The organism is Rhizobium croatiense, assembly GCF_019793465.1.
Lineage (GTDB): Bacteria > Pseudomonadota > Alphaproteobacteria > Rhizobiales > Rhizobiaceae > Rhizobium > Rhizobium croatiense.
On the sequence record NZ_JAILYJ010000001.1, the window covers coordinates 320270 to 336653 of the forward strand.

Consider the following 16384-nt stretch of genomic DNA (forward strand, 5'->3'; position numbering starts at 1 on the left):
TTTCAGAGACGTGCGTCATCGGCCATGGCCGAGCGCAGGGAGAGCGGGCGGGGATCGGTCCAGATTTCGCGGATATGGGCCAGGCATTCCTGGCGCGAACCGGCAAAGCCCGCGGCCTCCCAGCTCACCGGAATCCGCTTGTCCTGCGGCCAGACCGAGTAGTGGCGCTCGGTGTCGTAGACGACGATCCAGAGATCGTCGCGGGGCTCAAGATTGTCCATTCGAAGCTCCTGCTGAGATTGACGTCATGCGCAAATGACGGATCGGGCAGGTTGCAGTTTAGAAAATTGATGAGAATTTTTTTCTTCGCTTAACCCTAAATCGGGCCAGAGATGGATCGTCATTCTACCAAATCGGCACAGGAGCGGGCTTCATGCTCGCAGCGTCAAGAGCACTGTCGATCAAGGAGAACATCATGGATTTCGACGCCGCCAAACAAAGGCGGGCTCTGCAGTCGCGGAGCTACATCAGGCTCGCCCCCAATCTCGTCCACTTGAAGACCGCGCACGGACAGCACGAGGCCGCTTTGGAGATCGAGGCCAGTGTCGCAACGGTCACCTTCTACCACGGCGAGCCGCCGCAATCGGCGGAGCTTCTGATGGCCGCCGCCGAAGCGGTGACGGCGGAGGATCGCTCGCTCAAGTCGGTCGCCTTCGAAGGCCATCAGGCAAGCCTTCCCAGACATATTTCGAGCACGGGAAAGCTTGATTCCGCGATCCTGTGGCAATGGCCGTCGCTGTGGCTGCCGCAGCTCTCCTATCCGCTGCCGCCCGTACGCGAGATGACCGCGGGCCGCTATCATCCGCGGCGGCCGGCAAAGCCGAAGGGCACCGTCTACCAGCGGTTCATTCCCTGGCTGGAGCGGGACATCACCTTCCGGGTGGCCGATCCCGAGACCGATCTTGCCGCCTTCCACCGCTGGATGAACGACGAACAGGTCAACACGATCTGGGAGGATGCGGGCTCGCTCGACAAGCACCGCGAGATCCTGGAAGAACGGCTCGCCAATCCGCATGTGCTGCCGCTGATCGGCAGTTTCGCGGATATCCCCTTCGGCTATTTCGAGGTCTACTGGGCCAAGGAGAACCGCCTCGGGCCGTTCTACGATGCCGACGATTATGATCGCGGATGGCATGTGGCGATCGGCGAACCCGATTATCGCGGCAAGAAATGGATCAGCGCCTGGCTTCCCTCGCTGATGCATTTCATCTTCCTCGACGATCCCCGCACCCAACGCATCGTCGGCGAGCCGCGCGCCAGCCACGAGCAGCAGATCCGCAATCTCGACCGCTCGGGCTTCGCCAAGATCAAGCATTTCGATTTTCCGCATAAGCGGGCGCTTCTCGTCATGCTGACCCGCGAGCGCTTCTTCGGCGATCATCTCTGGGTGCCCGCATCATGAACGACAAGAGCGAAATGAGCGGCAGCCTGCGGAAACGGCGGCTTGCGCCGGAAGATCTTGCCAGCCCGCACCTGTTCAGGCTGCTGCTGCGGCTCGGGCTGCCAGCCATGTTCGGCCTGTCGATCAACGCCGCGCATCACACGATCAACATGGCCTTCGTCGGGATGATCGGCGAAGACCAGATCGCCGCGATCATGATCGTGCTGCCGATCCTCATGCTCGTCGCCGCTTTCGGCGAAGGCATCGGCGTCGGTGTGGCGACCGAGGTCGGGCGCGCACTCGGCGCCGGCAATCGGTCGAGAGCCAGCATCCTTGCCTCGGTCAGCCTTTCCGCCGGCATCGTATTCGGCGCTGCGAGCGCGATTGCGATCGTCGCCTTTCCCTCGGTCCTGTTGTTCGGCGCCACGCCCGCGATCGAGCCGCTCGCGCAGCGCTATCTCCTCATCATCGCGGTCTCGATACCGCTGACGATGGCGCAGATCATTCTCGATTTCCTGGCGATCGCCGAGGGCAATGCCCGCTTCAGCATGTGGACGCTGGTCGCCTGCTTCGCGCTGAACATCATTCTCGACCCGATCATGATCTTCGGCTTCGGCCTCGGACTGCAGGGCGTGGCGATGGCAACCATCCTCTCCCAGCTCGTGGCGCTTTCAATCTACGGCGCCTATCATGCAAGGCGGCTCGGGACGATCCGGCTTTCACTCGGCTGGCGACTCGCCGATATCAGCCATCTCAAGCCGGTCCTTGCGGTCGGCGCGCCGACGACGCTGACGAGCCTCGCAACGGCGGGCGCGATTGCCGCGATGCTGTCGGTCGCCGGGACCTATCACGGTGAGGACGGCATTGCCGGTGTCGGCATCGCCTTGCGGCTGCTTGCGGTCGGCGCACTGCCGGTCATCGGCATATCGCTCGGGGCGCAGTCCATCCTGAGCTTTGCCTGGGGGCGCGGGGATATATCCCGGGTCCTGGTGGCAGCCCGCATGCTTTCCGTGGTCACGAGCGCGGTCGGCGGCGTCTACGGACTGACGGCGATCATCTTTTCCGAGCGCCTTGCCTCGTTCTTCACCGACGAAGCATCCGTGCTATCGATCGCCGGCCAGGCGATCATTGCAACCCATCTTCCCTTCCTGCTGTTCGGCCTGCGGCAGACGGTGCTGATCCTCTTCCAGGCTCAGGGCAGGCCGAAAGCCGCGCTTGCCGTCGGACTTGCGCAGAACGGGTATCTTCTCCTTCCGCTGCTTGCACTCCTGCCACCCTTCTTCGGCTTCTCCGGCCTGCTCGCCGCCATGTTCCTGGCCTCGGCGCTGACCGGCCTGCTGTCATGCTTCTGCCTGGCGAGATCGCTCAGCGCGCTCCGGCAGCGCTCGGCGGACGATCTGGCCGCCCTCAATCCCTATCCCAGCTTTTGTCCATGAGAGGATTATCATGAACCAGTCGTTCAGCCCCCGCGACCTTGGCGCCCATGCGGCCGCCGACGATCTCTTCACGCCCGTCGATCCGGCGGCATTCAACGCCGTCTCGCCGCCGATCTTCCAGACCTCCCTCTTCACCTATGACAGCTACGAGGCGATGGAGGATGTCTTCGCCGGCCGGACGCGCAACTTCATCTATTCGCGCGGCGACAATCCGACCGTCCGCGAATTCGAGCTGCTGGTCGCCCGCCTCGAGGGCGCCGAAGACGGGCGCGCTTTTTCCAGCGGAACGGCCGCCGTCACCGCGACCATTCTCAGCCTGGTGGAAGCGGGCGACCGGGTCGTTGCCGTCCGCCACCTCTATAATGACGTCTACCGTCTTCTGGTGAAGCTGCTCGGCAGGCTCGGCGTCACCGTCGATTTCGTCGATCCCTCCGACCATGACGAGGTGCGCAAGGCGCTGCCGGGCGCCAAGCTGCTCTATCTCGAAAACCCGTCGTCCTTCATCTTCGAGCTTCAGGACATCGTGGCGCTGTCGGCCATGGCGAAAGAGGCCGGTGTGACGACCATCATCGACAATTCCTGGGCGACGCCACTCTTCCAGAAGCCGATCCAGCATGGCGTCGATATCGTCATTCACGCCGCCTCGAAATATCTCGGCGGCCACAGCGATACGGTCGCCGGCGTCGTCGTCGGCACGAAGGAGGCGATCGCGAAGATCAATTCGACTTCCTATCCCTATGTCGGCGCCAAGCTCTCGCCCTTCGAGGCGTGGCTGCTGCTGCGCGGCATGCGCACGCTGCGTGTGCGCCTCAAGGAGCATGAGCGCAGCGGGCTTCTGCTCGCTGATCGGCTGAAGCAGCATCCCGACATCGCGCGCGTCCGCCATCCGGCCTTTCAGGATCATCCCGGGCGGGCGACGTTGTCAGGCTATGCCGGGCTCTTCGCCTTCGATCTGACACCCGATATCGATGTCGAGCGCTTCGTCAACGCGCTTCGCGAGATCCGCCTCGGGGTCAGCTGGGGAGGGCCGGAAACGCTGGTCGTTCCGGCCAAGGTCGCGCTGCAGATCCCTGACCGGATGACCACCTTCATCCGGTTCGGCGTGAGCGAGCAGACGATCCGTTTCGCTGTTGGGCTGGAAGAACCGGAATTGCTGTGGAGCGATTTGCAGCAGGCGCTGCACGCCGCGAAGCGGTAATATCCCGCAGGCGCTCGTGATCGGGGCGGGCGGGCTCGGCGATTGCCAGGTGGCAATGCTGATCCGCCGCCTTGATCATGAAGTTGACGAGGGTTCTGGAGACACCGAGTTCGGCGGCGATGTCCTTCTGCGGCACACCGTTCAGGCGATGGCGGATGAACGCGTCGTTGGTGCGCTTCGGCAACGCCTCGAGCGAGGCAAGCACATCGCGCAGGGTCTCTGCGGCGACCAGTTGATCGAGAACGGTGGGGATGGGCGCCGTCATTTCTTGAACCTGGTCAATCGACCTATAGTTGTTCACTTGCTGGCGTCGTCGGCGGCTCTCGTCCAGGGCGAGATTATACACCATCCGGAAGGCGTAACCGATCGGGCAACGGATGTCGTCGGTGTTGACCCCGTAAGCTTTTATCACTCCGTCCTGAAATATATCCTCAGAATATGACCTTGATTTGATAACGCTTTCAATCGTTTTAAGGAGCTTATCCTTGTTTTCGATCATGGCGTTGACCACGGCATTTCCATTCACATCACGATGCGATGCTCGCATTGTCCTGTACCCTTTTTACAAATGGAAAATCAGGCTCTGTCGTTGCTGGTCGGTGCGGTCTTGGCGTTCCTTTCTCGAAGGAAGCTACACGATGTGATTGCAGTGTCTATTTTAAGATGATAACAAGAGTCAAGTTTAAATCGACCGAACGAAGGCGAGAAAAAATGGGACGAACAGTTGAAATTCTGACGGGTAAGGCAGAGCTCTGCCGATCGATCATGGTGGCCTTGCCCGACTGGTTTTCAGAGCCGGAGGTGATCGAGGCAAGCGCCCTTGCGGTCGAGGACCTGACGGTGTTTGGATATATCGAAGCGGATGTCGTCACCGCCTTGATCGCCCTGAAGCCGCACCTGCCCGGCGCCGTCGAGATTGCGCTGATCGCAACGCGGCCCGAATATCATGGCCGCGGCGCCGGGCGCCATCTCGTCGATGCGGCCGAGAACTTTGCCCATGACTCCGGCGCCCGGCTGCTGACGGTCAAGACGCTGGCGCCGCGCGGCCGCGACGAGCCGCAATTCGAAGCGACGCGGCGCTTCTATGAGCGGACCGGATTCGTCAGCGCCGAGGTCTTTCCAAAACACTGGCATGAGGACCATCCGTGCCTGTTCATGGTCAAGCCGCTCACGGAGACGCAGCCGGGCAGGACCGCGCTTTGAGACGACGAGACTTTCTTCTCGGCGCGCTGGCTATGACCGGCGCGCCCACTATCGCACGCGCCGGCGATACCAACATCGTTTCGCTCGACTATGGGCTGGCGTCGACGATGCTGGCGCTCGGCAGTGTGCCGCGCGCGATCGCCTCCCTCAGGAACTGGCCGGAATGGGTGGTCGAGCCGGCGATGCCCTCAGGCGTCGTCGATATCGGCACCACCGCCGAGATCAATCTCGAAGTCCTGAAAAGTCTGCGGCCATCGCTCATCCTCAGCACACCATTTCTTGCAACTATGGACGAAAAACTGTCCCGAATCGCACCGGTCGAAACCTTCACCGTCTATGCCGAGAATGGCGAGGCGCTCGACCGCTCCTACGCCGAAACGCTGCGTCTCGGCGCCATGATCGGGCGGCAGCGGGAAGCGGAGGCATTTCTGTCCCGCGCCGACGCCGCGTTCGCCCGGCTGCGCGACCGGATGAAAAGCCTGTCCGCGCCGCCGGTCGCCGTCATCAATTTCATCGACCAGAGGCATGCGCGCATCTATGGCGGCCCCGGACTTTACGGCGGCGCCATGCGCCGGATCGGCCTCGAGAACGCCTGGAAAGGCGACGCGAGCTACTGGGGATTTCAGACGATCGGCCTTGAACAGCTCGCCGAACTCGATGAAGAGGCGCATCTTGTCGTCGTTTCGCCGCTGCTTCCGCCCGATGTCCTGACCCGGCTTTCCGAAAGCCCGCTCTGGACCAGCCTTCCCTTCGTCGGGCGGCAGCGGATTTCGGTCATTCCAGGCGTGCTGATGTTTGGAATGGTCCAGGAGGCGCTGCGCTTTTCGACTTTGATGGTCGATGTTCTGGAGACTGCCGCCTGATGAAAGCGCAAATTTCCGGCCTTGGCGCGCCCGCGCTCGCGGCGCTGCTTCTGTTTTCGGGCCTCGGCCTGGCTCTCCTCGACCTGATCCCGGCGCTGCCGCATCTGGAGGCATCAGGCGGATACGACGCCCAGCACCTTCTCCTTCTCTATTCGACGCTTCCGCGCATGGCGACGGCCCTGATCACCGGGGCCGCCCTCGCGCTCTCGGGCACGATCCTGCAGCAGGTGCTGCGCAATCCGCTGGCTTCGCCGACGACGCTCGGTGTCTCGGCCGGCGCCAATCTGGCGCTGGTCTCCGTCATGCTCGCCTTTCCGTCGCTGACGGGATGGGGCCGCGATGCGGTCGCGCTTGCCGGAAGTGCTGTTGCCGCATTCGCCATCTTCTCGATCAGCGCCCGGCACGGATTTTCGCCCTTTTCCCTCATCCTGTCGGGCATGATCATCGGCCTGTGGTGCGGGGCGGCGGCGGCCATTCTCATTCTGATGAACGATCAGTATCTCTCCGGGATCTTCATCTGGGGCGCCGGCTCGCTCTCGCAGCAAAGCTGGGCGATCCCGATATCGCTGCTGCCCAAGGTCGCCCTGCTCGCCGGCCTTGCCTTTCTCGCCGCGAGGCCGCTGGCGCTGAGCCAGCTCGGCGACGCCGGCGCGACGAGCCTCGGCCTGCCGATCAAATGGTCGCGCGGCTTCATCCTGGCGATCGCAATTGCGCTGAGCGCGCTGGTCACCAGTGCCGTCGGCGTCATCGGCTTCATCGGGCTGGTCGCCCCGCAGATCGTCCGGCTGGCCGGCGCACGCCGTGTCGTCAGCCAATTGATCTGGTCGCCCATTGCCGGCGCCGGGCTTCTTCTTCTGACCGATGAGGCGATCAAGCTCGTTGCTCCCGGCGACTTCGTGCCGACGGGGGCAGTAACCGCGCTGCTCGGCGGACCGATCCTGATTGCGCTTCTGCCGCGCCTTGCCACGGCAACCCGCGCGCTGCCCGGCACGGCTTCGCCAAGAGTTTCGGTCGGCAACAGAACGGCATCCCTTGGCGTGCTGTTGCTCTCGGTCGCCACGCTGGCAGCGGCAGCGATCTTCTTCGGCCGCGCGCCCGACGGAAGCTGGGCCTGGCTGCCGGCCGCCGCGTGGGATGATATCCTTCCCCTCCGCCTGCCGCGCGTCGCCGCCGCATTCGGCGCCGGAACCGTGCTCGGCGCGACCGGGCTGATCCTGCAGCGGCTGACCGGTAATGAAATGGCAAGTCCCGAGGTGCTCGGTGTTTCGGCCGGGGCAACGCTCGGTGTCGCGGCCGCCATGTTCGCCTTTGCCGCGCCGGGTCTGACCGTCCAGCTTGCCTTTGCCGGCGGCGGCGCTCTTGCGGTTCTGCTGCTGATCTTCCTCTTGAGCGCTCGTTCGGGCTTCGGCCCGAACCGTGTTCTGCTCGCCGGCATCGCTTTCGGCGCGATCCTCGATGCCGGGATTGGCGTGCTGGCGGCAAGCGGCGATCCGCGCGGCCTGGCGCTGATCCGCTGGATGTCGGGCTCGACCTATTTCGTCGACAACAGCGCTGCGGCAAGCGCCATGCTGATAGCGCTTGCCTGTCTCATCGCGGCCTTTCTCGCCAGCAGATGGCTGGCCCTGCTGCAGCTCGGCTCGGACACGGCGAGCGAACTCGGCCTCAGGATTGCTCCCGCGCGCGGCGTCCTGTTCGGTCTCTCTGCGATCATGACGGCAGCAGCGACTCTGGTGGTCGGCCCGTTGAGCTTCGTCGGACTGATGGCGCCCCACCTCGCCCATGGGTTTGGTCTTCGCCGTCCCTCGACCCAGCTCCTCGCCGCTGCGCTGATTGGGGCGACCCTGCTCGTCATTGCCGACTGGGCCGGGCGCATGATCGCCTTCCCCTACCAAGTCCCTGCGGGATTGATCTCGGCCCTGGTCGGGGCGCCGATGCTGCTGTTCGTTCTGCGCCGGCGGCCTTGAGAGGCCGCCGGCTTCATCCTGCCAATGCTTCGGCGTCGGCCCCTGCAGGGATGCGCAACGGAGAGGAAGGGTCGGTCGCAGCGCGCCATACTGCCTCGACGACGTCTCCGGGCTGTGTCAGGGCGGACTCCGACTGCCGCTCCCACGACGCGAACACGTCCGCGACGATCGACGAATAGGCTTCCGGGAAGCCGCCCTGTTGTTGAATCCGTGAGCGCGCCGTATCGCCGAACTGCGTCTCCGGTGCGCGCCCTGGAAGCACGATCCTCACGCGCACATTGAATGGCTCGAGTTCAAGTGCGGCTGACTCGGTGAACGCGTTCACCGCGGCTTTGCTGGCCGTATAGACCGAGAGGAGCGGGAGCGGCTTGAGCGTCACGCTCGACGTGACGTTGATGATGACCCCTTCCTGCCGCTCCCGCATCTGCGGCAGAATCGCTTGCGTCATCGCGATCGTTCCGAGCGTGTTCGTCTCAAAAATATCGCGGGCGATCTCCATCGGCGTTCCCTCAACCGCGTTGAGCCAACCGATGCCGGCATTGTTTACCAGCACATCCACAGGACCTGCGGCATCAATCGCGGCGCGGATGCTTACGGGGCTCGTGACATCGAGCGCAACGATCTTGAGGTGGTCCGAGGTCGGCAGAAGGTCTTGGCGAGGCGTTCGCATGGTGGCGATCACCTTCCAGCTCTGCGCGAGAAAGAATCTGGCAATTTCCAGCCCGAACCCCGACGAGCATCCTGTAACGAGAACGGTCTTCATATCTGTCTCCTATCAATACTGAGAGCGACAGATGTAGACGGCGATGTCGCTACTGAATATAACGCACCGTCCTTGTTTCATTATCAGGAGTATCGATGAGCGACCCTTTGGCTGATATCGTCACACTGCTGCAGCCAGCGGCGCGCTATTCAAAGCTCGTCAGCGGCGCAGGGACGTGGCGCGTTGTGCGCCAGGAGACGGGTCAGCCCTTCTACTGCGTCATCCTGGAAGGTTCTTCGCGGCTGAGCGCGGAGGACAAGCAGATCACACTACGCGAAGGCGACTTCATCCTGATTCCGGCGGCCCATGCCTTCACAATGTCGAGCCTCGATGACGGATTATCGCTCGGCATCGATCCCCTCACCGTCACCATGCTTCCTGAAGAAACCCGTCACGGCGATCCCGAAGGGGCTCCGAATGCACGATTGCTGGTCGGCCACTTCGCTTTCGGCTCGCCTGACGCGGCCCTGCTGGTTTCCCTGCTGCCGCGGATCATCCATATCCGTGGCGACAGCAGACTGTCGGCGATCGTTCGACTCGTGACAGACGAAGCCCGCGCCGAACGGCCGGGAAAGAACATGATCCTGGCGCGGCTGTTGGAAGTCTTGCTTGTCGAGGCGCTGCGCTCGAATGCCGGGGAGAAGGCGCCGCTCGGCATCCTGCGGGGTTTGAGCGATACACGCCTCGCCCTGGCCATCCGTCGGCTGCATGACAATCCGGCCAGGGAATGGACGGTGCAGCAGCTTGCCGGCGAGGCTGCCCTTTCCCGGTCGGCGTTTTTCAACCGCTTCCGCCGCGCTATCGGCCTGACGCCAATGGAATATCTGATATCGTGGCGCATGGCGCTCGCCAAAAATCTGCTGAGGCAGGAGGATATCGGAATTCAGGAGATTGCCGAGCGCATCGGCTATGGCTCGGCAAGCGCGTTCAGCACGGCATTCACGCGCTTTGCCGGATTGCCTCCGTCAAGATATGCCGAGCAGACAAAGACCATTTCAAACGCCTCCGCATGACGGCGGGCTGCGTCAATGCCGCCCGTCCGGTAGCGGGCAGGCTTCGCCACAGCCGCCGACGCCCGGCAGATTGTAGCGCAGGCAGCAGACTTTGCGGCGGGCGAATTCCAGCCCGCATTGCTGGCGCGCCATGCGGATCATGCCGAACATCGGGTTGCGCCCGCCGCCCGGCCACTCGGCATCGTTCAGCAGCGCCATGCCACCCTCGACAAGGGGAGGCTCATGGCGGTGAGCGATCTCTTTGAGGATCCAGGAGAGATAGGCCGCGGCGTTGTTCCAGAGAAGCTTCGGCGCGACGCCGGCATTGGCAGCGATCGCCGCAATGACCGGTTCGGCGTGACCGAGCATCAGCCGGTGAAGCTCGGCTGTCGGATCGGCCCCAGCCTCCGGCCGATCGGACATCACGAATGCTTCCGGCTCGCCAGTCTCACCGTTGCAAACGAGCGACAGCCGGTCGATGTCCAGCGGCAGCGCGATGCGGTTCACGAACATGTGGACGCTCGGAGCGATCGTCAGCATGCTGAAATAATAGAGCGTCCACATGGAGACGATCGCGCGGCGGTCGCTGCCCGGAAATTTTTCGGCATAGCGCGCGATGATGCCGTCAAACACGTCGCGATCGCCGAGATCCCTGCAGGGAACAACAATCCCGGTCGGCGGCGGAGAGGCAAGCAGCTTGCCGCGGCAATATGAGAACGGGCCATCGCCCACCAGGCCGTCGAGGTCGACGGCCTGGTGGGCGACAGGATGATCGGCGATCGAAGGGCGTGAGACCGCCCCGTTCATCTCTGCCGCCATGGTGCTACCACCGATACTTCAGGGTGCCGGTCATGTTGCGACCCTGGCCGAGGTAGCAGAAGCCCTCTTCGCAGACTGTTTCGCGCTCATCACCGATGTTGCGGATGTTGAAGGCTGCCGTAAGTCCTTCATATTTCTTGTCGACGGCCCCAAAATCATAGGCGAGGGCGGCATCGACATAGAAAGTTGCGGAATTCTTCGAGGTGTTGGCGACATCCGTCCAGGTCTCGCCGATGTAGCGTACGCCGGCGCCCATCGACAGACCGTTGAAGGGGTTGCTTTCCTGGAAGGTATAATTCGCCCACAGGCTCGCAACATGGGTCGGGGTGATAGCGGGCGTATTTCCGACGTTGTTGCCCCCGGTTATTTCCGAGTCGTTGTAGGTGTAGGCGGCAATAATATCGAGGCCGTCGGCGATTGCCGCGCGGGCTTCAAGCTCGATACCTTTTCCCGTCACCTCGCCCTGGGAGTCGTAGGCGAAGGTCAGCGGGTCGGCGAGCCTCGGCTTGTTTTGCTCGACGATGTGATAGGCGACAGCCGAGAGCAGGATGTCGGAGCCGGGCGGCTGGTATTTCACCCCGAGTTCGAATTGCTCGCCCTTCGTCGGCGGAAGAATCGTGTTGGTTGCCGACCGGTTGGTGACCGGATCGAAGGAGGTAGCGTAGGAAGCAAAGGGCGCGATACCGTTGTCGAAGAGGTAAAGCGCGCCAGCCTGCACGGAGAATGCATTTTTGTCGACGTCCTCCGAGCTGACTGTGGGCAAGGTCGAATCTCGCGTCTGGTTCACCCAGGTCTGCCGACCGCCGAGGTTGAAGCGCCAGTTTCCGACCTCGATCTGGTCCATGACGTAAATGCCGAGCTGCCGCATGTCGGCATCGGACGCCAATATATTATAATCCGGTGTAGCGCCCGAGACTCCATAGGTCGGATTGGCGATATCGAAGTCGAATGCCGGATCTGCGGCTCCGGCGCCGTAGCCAAAGCTCGACTGGAGATTGGTGTAGTCGAGCCCGAACAGCATCGTATGCGCAAGCGGGCCTGTATCGAACTTCGCCTCGAGCTGATTGTCGACCTGGAAAACGTTCATTTCGTCCCGGATCGCGTTGGTGCCACGATGCGCGACGGTCCCGGTCCAGCTGGTAACACCCAGGTAGCGAGCCTCCAGATCGAGATGCGAATAACGCAGGTTCTGCCGGAAGGTCAGGCCGTTGTCGAATTCATGCTCGAACTGATAACCGACCTGCTGCTGCTTGACCTTTTGATAGTCATAGTCGGGATCGCTCGCCCTGAGATCGAGAATCCTGCCGTCTACGGTCGTGATCGCGCCGACGTTGGAGTCGGTCTCGTCCGACTGCGCCAGGCCGTAGACCGTGAAGGACGTGCCCTCGTCGGGTTTCCAGGTGAAGGACGGCGCGAGCAAATAGCGGTCGTCGGCAATATCGAAATTCGTGTCGCCGCGGCGGGCGACACCGACGATGCGATAGAGGAAATCGTCGTTGCCCTCGCTGATCGGCCCACCGAAATCGAACATCCCCTGCACCCGGTCCTCGGTGCCGTAGGTAATGCCGACTTCGCGGATCGGCTCCTCGGTCGGAAGCTTCGATATCTTGTTGACGAGGCCGCCCGGCGAACCGGAACCGTAGAGAACGGAAACCGGTCCCTTGATCACCTCGACGCGCTGCAGCTGATAGGGATCGGTGCGGAACATCCCATAATTGATGTAGGGCTGGCGCAATCCGTCACGATAGTCACCGACCGTCGTGGCGTTGTAGCCGCGAATGTAGATCTGGTCGAAACGCGGGTCGAAGCCGCTCGTTCCCGTCGTCACGCCGGCGGTGTAGCGCACCGCCTCGATGACCGTCTGCGCGCCGCGCTGCTCGATTTCCTTCTCGGTGGTGACCGACACGGAACGCGGCGTCTCGACGAGCGGCGTGCTGATCTTGGTCGCGCCGGCGCTGTTTTTGGCGGTGACCGACGTCCGGTCGGTCTTGCTATCAGAGGCTGCACCTTGGATGACAATCGGTTCCAGCGTCGTCGCCGTGTCGCCGGTGGGGGCGCTCTGGGCGGAAGCCGGCGATGCCGCGATGCCGGTCAGCACGATCGCCGTCGTGGCAAATAGGGTCCCTCTATAAATTCGCGATACATTATTAGAAACATTCAAAAAAAAACGCGCCATTGCCTGGTCCCTACGTCATAGATGCGCGCGGAACCTATGGAGCGAAGAAAGCCTTGTCAACATAAGATGATTATTTTTGTCATCTTTTAATCGATGATTTTCGCATGCTCGGCACTCCCGAAGAGGTTGCACGCGCCTTCGAGGCTCGGCCCGGTCTCTGCCTTGGGTTCAACCGCACAAATACCAAATTGGAAGTGGACAATGCGCTCGCCGGGACGCCGTTTTCGCGAGGGATATGGCTACGAAGCCCGTGCCCGACGCGCCACCACCAGCCTGACCATTTGACAGATATCCTACGGTCAGCCTTTATCGGCGATGCGAGTAAGCGACCCGGCATTGACATTGAAATCGATGAAGCCGCTCACGCGCGCACTGCTTTACGGCGGTCAATGATATCGACCTGACAGTTGCCGCCGGCGAGACGCTGGCGCTCGTCGGCGAATCCGGCTCCGGCAAGTCCGTCACCAGCCTGTCGGTCATGGCTGCTCACCCGCAATATCGGTGTGATCGCCGCAGGCAGGATCCGCCTGACGACGAGGGGCGGCGTGGTCCGCGATGTCGTCTTCCTCGATAAAGAAAACATGCGCCGGATCAGGGGCGACGACATCGGCATGGTGTTCCAAGAGCCGATGTCGAGCCTCAATCCCGTCTTCACGATCGGCGACCAGATTGCCGAACCGATCCGCATCCATCGCGGCACACACTCATGGACGCGCATATCGTCCCCTTCCGCCAGCAATTCGGCTATTCGAACGCCGCTCTCGACAAGCTTTTGAGCGCCATCGGCAACTGGGACCCGTGAGCACCCGTCTGCGGTTTCCTTATCGTTCGATAGACATGGAGGAAGCAGTCAGGTTGCGACGCATCGCCCACTCCGAACTCCCCGATCTTTTCGCCTGAGTTTGCTTAACAAACGAGCTGAGCTTTGGTTCGCCAAAGGGGCGTCGAACCGCAAACCTCTACCATCCCAGTCGGGCCGATATCTTGCTGGCGGCCTCCTTCAGCAGAACGATAAAGCGGTCGACGTCGCTTTTTTGCGTGCGGAAGGCCGGTGCGCCGACATTCACTGCGGCGATCACGGATCCGTCGAATGCCAGAACCGGCACTGAGACGGAGACAAGCTGCTCGCTGACTTCACCGTAACTCACACAAAATCCCTGGCGGCGGATTTTATCCAATTCGGCGACCAACTTGCTGCGATCCGTGATGGTGCGCTTGGTCAGCCGGGGCAAGGTCTCCGGGATCATTTGCAACTGCACCTGGGGGTGGAGATAGGCGAGAAGCACCTTGTACGAGCCGGCCGTGAGCGGCCGTCTTCGACCGATCATCGCCTGCACCCGCAAGTCGCGCATCGGTTCGAACTTTGCAATACACAGGGATTCGCCATTGTCGATGATCCTGAGCTGGGTCGTTTCGTTCGCCTTCTGGCCGACTTCTTCAAGAATAGGATTGGCTATTCGCACCAGATCAACTTGTGTCGAGGCAGCGGTTCCGAGAATGATCGCAGTCGTCCCCAGCCGGTAAGTGCCTGTATCGCTCTTCCGCACCAGGCCGCGCCGTTCCAGTGTGCGTAACATGCGCAAAATTCTCGGTTTGGTTTCCCCGAGGTTCTGCGCCACCTCGGTCAGTCTGATATCCGGGTTTTTGGCGACGTTCAGCAATACCTCGATGCAGACATCAACAGATTGCACGATATCGCTTTTTGATGGTTGTCTTTTGTCCATGGGACCAGAATTTTCTCCGCGACCAAGGCTGAAGGAGTGGCATAATTTCAGGTTACGCCTATCGTAACGCTCTTGTTTTCCGTTTGACAGCCCCCTTGAGGCCCCCTTACCAATTTGTGTCAAGAGCGGACGGGAACCTGCTCGCACCGACCGGGCAAGGTCGGCCCAAAAACGCTAAACCGGGATGGAAGAAATGGCCGCAAAAACATTGACGCGGGCAGCGATCGGGCTGCTTGGCACGATTGCTATTCCTGCTATGGTCGCCGCACAGGAAACCCGGCTGACGATCGGGATGTCGACGACGCCGACGACGCTGGATCCTCATGAAGACAGTTCGGCGCCAAACAATGCGACCTCGCGCCATATCTGGGACAGCCTCATAAACCTCACGGGAACGTCGGCAAATGCGCCGGAACTCGCCACCGAATGGAAGGTCGTCGACCCGACCCACTGGGAATTCAAGCTGCGGAAGGGCGTGAAATTCCATGACGGCAGTGAGTTCAACGCCGATGACGTCATCGCTTCGCTTCTGCGTGCCCGCGACAAGCCCAGCCAGAGCTTTGCTTCCTACACCCGCAATATTGTCAATGTCACGGCCACCGATCCCTATACCATCGTCGTCGAGACCAAGGTTCCGGATCCGATCCTGCTGAATTCCGTCAGCCGAATCCGCATTATCAGCGCCGATTGCAAGGAGGCGCCGGTCCAGGATTTCGACAACGGCAAGTGTGCAATCGGAACCGGGGCCTATTCCTTCGTCTCCTATTCGCCAGGCAGCAACCTGACCTTGAAGCGCAATGACAGCTATTTCGCTGGCCCCTCGCACTGGTCGAACGTTACGCTGCGCTTCCTGCCCGATGACGGCGCCCGTCTGGCATCGCTTCTTTCCAACGAGATCGACATTGTCGAAACCCTTCCTGCCGATGGAATGGCACGCGTGGAAGCGAGCGATAATCTGCAAGTCATCAACGGCCTGTCTTCCCGCTTCGTCTATCTTGGCCTCGATGTCAGCCGCGATGTTTCGCCTTTCGTGAAGGCTGCGGATGGTTCCGATCTCGACAAGAACCCGCTCAAGGATGAACGGGTGCGTCGGGCAATGCTGATGTCGATCAACCGGCCGGCAATCGTCGACCGCGTCATGCAGAAGAACGGCACGGTGGCCGATCAATTCGTCACCCAAGGCTATGCGGGCTATTCCGAAAAAGTCGAGAAGGTGGGTTATGATCCCGCCGCCGCCAAGGCGCTTCTGGCCGAGGCCGGTTATCCCGATGGCTTCAGCCTGACCCTGCATGGCCCCTCTGGCCGTTATGTCAAGGATGCCGAAGTTCTGCAGGCGGTCGGCCAGATGTTCACGCGCATCGGCATCAAATCGAAAGTCGAGGTCCTGCCCTGGTCGATGTATTCGGAAGCCTATTCAAAAGGCACCTACAGCACCTATTTCGGCTCCTGGGGTGTGAACACCGGCGAAACCACCAATCCGACTGTCGCGCTCGTCGCGTCGCGCGACGAGAAAAAGGGGACCGGCAGATATAACGGCGGCGGCGTGTCCGATCCGAAGATCGACGAGGTACTGGCCAAGGCGAGTTCGACACTCGATGAAGCTGCACGCGCGCCCCTGCTCGAGGAGCTGTCGACCGAGACCTTCAACAACCTCTGGCTCCTCCCGATGCATTACGAAAACGTCGTGCTGGGTGCAAAGAAGACCGTGTCCTACACACCGCGCGGTGACAAATATACGCTCGCTTACGACGTGAAGCCGGCGGATTAATGCATGTCGTCCAAAAGCGTACAGCGGTTTTGGGACAAATAAAGATTTGAAGTGCGTCGCATCGATCCAATCGATGCGGCGCGGTTTAAAACAGCAG

14 protein-coding genes and 2 pseudogenes are annotated in these 16384 nt (G+C 61.7%); 10 read left to right on the forward strand and 6 right to left on the reverse strand.

Going from position 1 to position 16384, the window contains the following annotated elements:
• Positions 1–2: 2 nt before the first annotated feature.
• A complete protein-coding gene (locus tag K6M89_RS01420; protein ID WP_097581147.1) occupies positions 3–221 on the reverse strand; it encodes an MbtH family protein in 219 nt (72 codons plus the stop codon).
• 194 nt (positions 222–415) lie between these two features.
• Here K6M89_RS01420 and K6M89_RS01425 point away from each other — a divergent pair, with 194 nt between their 5' ends.
• From K6M89_RS01425 to K6M89_RS01435, 3 genes are read left to right on the forward strand one after another with little or no spacing between them, the layout of a single operon-like run.
• Positions 416–1402, forward strand: coding sequence for a GNAT family N-acetyltransferase (locus K6M89_RS01425; protein ID WP_222138362.1), 987 nt, complete (start codon positions 416–418; stop codon positions 1400–1402).
• Complete coding sequence (locus K6M89_RS01430; RefSeq protein ID WP_222138164.1) at positions 1399–2817, forward strand: MATE family efflux transporter; 1419 nt, start codon at positions 1399–1401, stop codon at positions 2815–2817. The genes K6M89_RS01425 and K6M89_RS01430 overlap by 4 nt, the downstream gene beginning before the upstream one ends.
• Positions 2818–2827: 10 nt before the next feature.
• On the forward strand, positions 2828–4015 hold the full coding sequence (locus K6M89_RS01435; protein ID WP_222138165.1) for a PLP-dependent transferase: 1188 nt from the start codon (positions 2828–2830) through the stop codon (positions 4013–4015).
• On the opposite strand, the gene K6M89_RS01440 is transcribed toward K6M89_RS01435, so the two are convergent.
• On the reverse strand, positions 3906–4562 hold the full coding sequence (locus K6M89_RS01440; RefSeq protein WP_222138166.1) for a sigma-70 family RNA polymerase sigma factor: 657 nt from the start codon (positions 4560–4562) through the stop codon (positions 3906–3908). The genes K6M89_RS01435 and K6M89_RS01440 overlap by 110 nt on opposite strands.
• A gap of 164 nt (positions 4563–4726) precedes the next feature.
• Between K6M89_RS01440 and K6M89_RS01445 the strand changes: the two genes are divergently transcribed.
• The 3 genes from K6M89_RS01445 to fhuB are packed head-to-tail and all read left to right on the forward strand — an operon-like array spanning position 4727 to position 8045.
• Positions 4727–5218 carry a GNAT family N-acetyltransferase gene (locus tag K6M89_RS01445; protein ID WP_222138167.1) on the forward strand — a complete coding sequence of 164 codons (492 nt, stop codon included), beginning with the start codon at positions 4727–4729 and terminating at the stop codon, positions 5216–5218.
• A 32-nt stretch (positions 5219–5250) separates the two neighbouring features.
• Positions 5251–6081 carry an iron-siderophore ABC transporter substrate-binding protein gene (locus K6M89_RS01450; RefSeq protein ID WP_222138363.1) on the forward strand — a complete coding sequence of 277 codons (831 nt, stop codon included), beginning with the start codon at positions 5251–5253 and terminating at the stop codon, positions 6079–6081.
• On the forward strand, positions 6081–8045 hold the full coding sequence (gene fhuB, locus K6M89_RS01455) for a Fe(3+)-hydroxamate ABC transporter permease FhuB (RefSeq protein WP_222138168.1): 1965 nt from the start codon (positions 6081–6083) through the stop codon (positions 8043–8045). Before K6M89_RS01450 ends, fhuB begins: the two co-directional genes overlap by 1 nt.
• A 13-nt stretch (positions 8046–8058) precedes the next feature.
• Here the strand turns inward: fhuB and K6M89_RS01460 are convergent, their stop codons facing one another.
• Positions 8059–8808 carry an SDR family oxidoreductase gene (locus K6M89_RS01460; RefSeq protein ID WP_222138169.1) on the reverse strand — a complete coding sequence of 250 codons (750 nt, stop codon included), beginning with the start codon at positions 8806–8808 and terminating at the stop codon, positions 8059–8061.
• A 95-nt stretch (positions 8809–8903) separates the two neighbouring features.
• Here K6M89_RS01460 and K6M89_RS01465 point away from each other — a divergent pair, with 95 nt between their 5' ends.
• On the forward strand, positions 8904–9821 hold the full coding sequence (locus K6M89_RS01465; RefSeq protein ID WP_222138170.1) for an AraC family transcriptional regulator: 918 nt from the start codon (positions 8904–8906) through the stop codon (positions 9819–9821).
• 12 nt (positions 9822–9833) lie between these two features.
• Here the strand turns inward: K6M89_RS01465 and fhuF are convergent, their stop codons facing one another.
• Positions 9834–10619: a siderophore-iron reductase FhuF gene (fhuF, locus tag K6M89_RS01470; RefSeq protein WP_222138171.1), complete on the reverse strand. Its 786-nt coding sequence runs from the start codon at positions 10617–10619 to the stop codon at positions 9834–9836.
• A gap of 4 nt (positions 10620–10623) precedes the next feature.
• A complete protein-coding gene (locus K6M89_RS01475; RefSeq protein WP_222138172.1) occupies positions 10624–12795 on the reverse strand; it encodes a TonB-dependent siderophore receptor in 2172 nt (723 codons plus the stop codon).
• A 373-nt stretch (positions 12796–13168) separates the two neighbouring features.
• Here K6M89_RS01475 and K6M89_RS01480 point away from each other — a divergent pair.
• Both K6M89_RS01480 and K6M89_RS01485 read left to right on the forward strand, forming a co-directional pair.
• Positions 13169–13496 (forward strand): annotated as a pseudogene (locus K6M89_RS01480) (ATP-binding cassette domain-containing protein); the annotation flags it as partial.
• A 5-nt stretch (positions 13497–13501) separates the two neighbouring features.
• Positions 13502–13695 (forward strand): annotated as a pseudogene (locus K6M89_RS01485) (dihydrodipicolinate synthase family protein); the annotation flags it as partial.
• Positions 13696–13754: 59 nt separating this feature from the next.
• On the opposite strand, the gene K6M89_RS01490 reads toward K6M89_RS01485, so the two are convergent.
• A complete protein-coding gene (locus K6M89_RS01490; RefSeq protein WP_222138173.1) occupies positions 13755–14519 on the reverse strand; it encodes an IclR family transcriptional regulator in 765 nt (254 codons plus the stop codon).
• 193 nt (positions 14520–14712) lie between these two features.
• Between K6M89_RS01490 and K6M89_RS01495 the strand changes: the two genes are divergently transcribed.
• Positions 14713–16287 carry an ABC transporter substrate-binding protein gene (locus K6M89_RS01495; RefSeq protein WP_222138174.1) on the forward strand — a complete coding sequence of 525 codons (1575 nt, stop codon included), beginning with the start codon at positions 14713–14715 and terminating at the stop codon, positions 16285–16287.
• Positions 16288–16384: the final 97 nt, after the last annotated feature.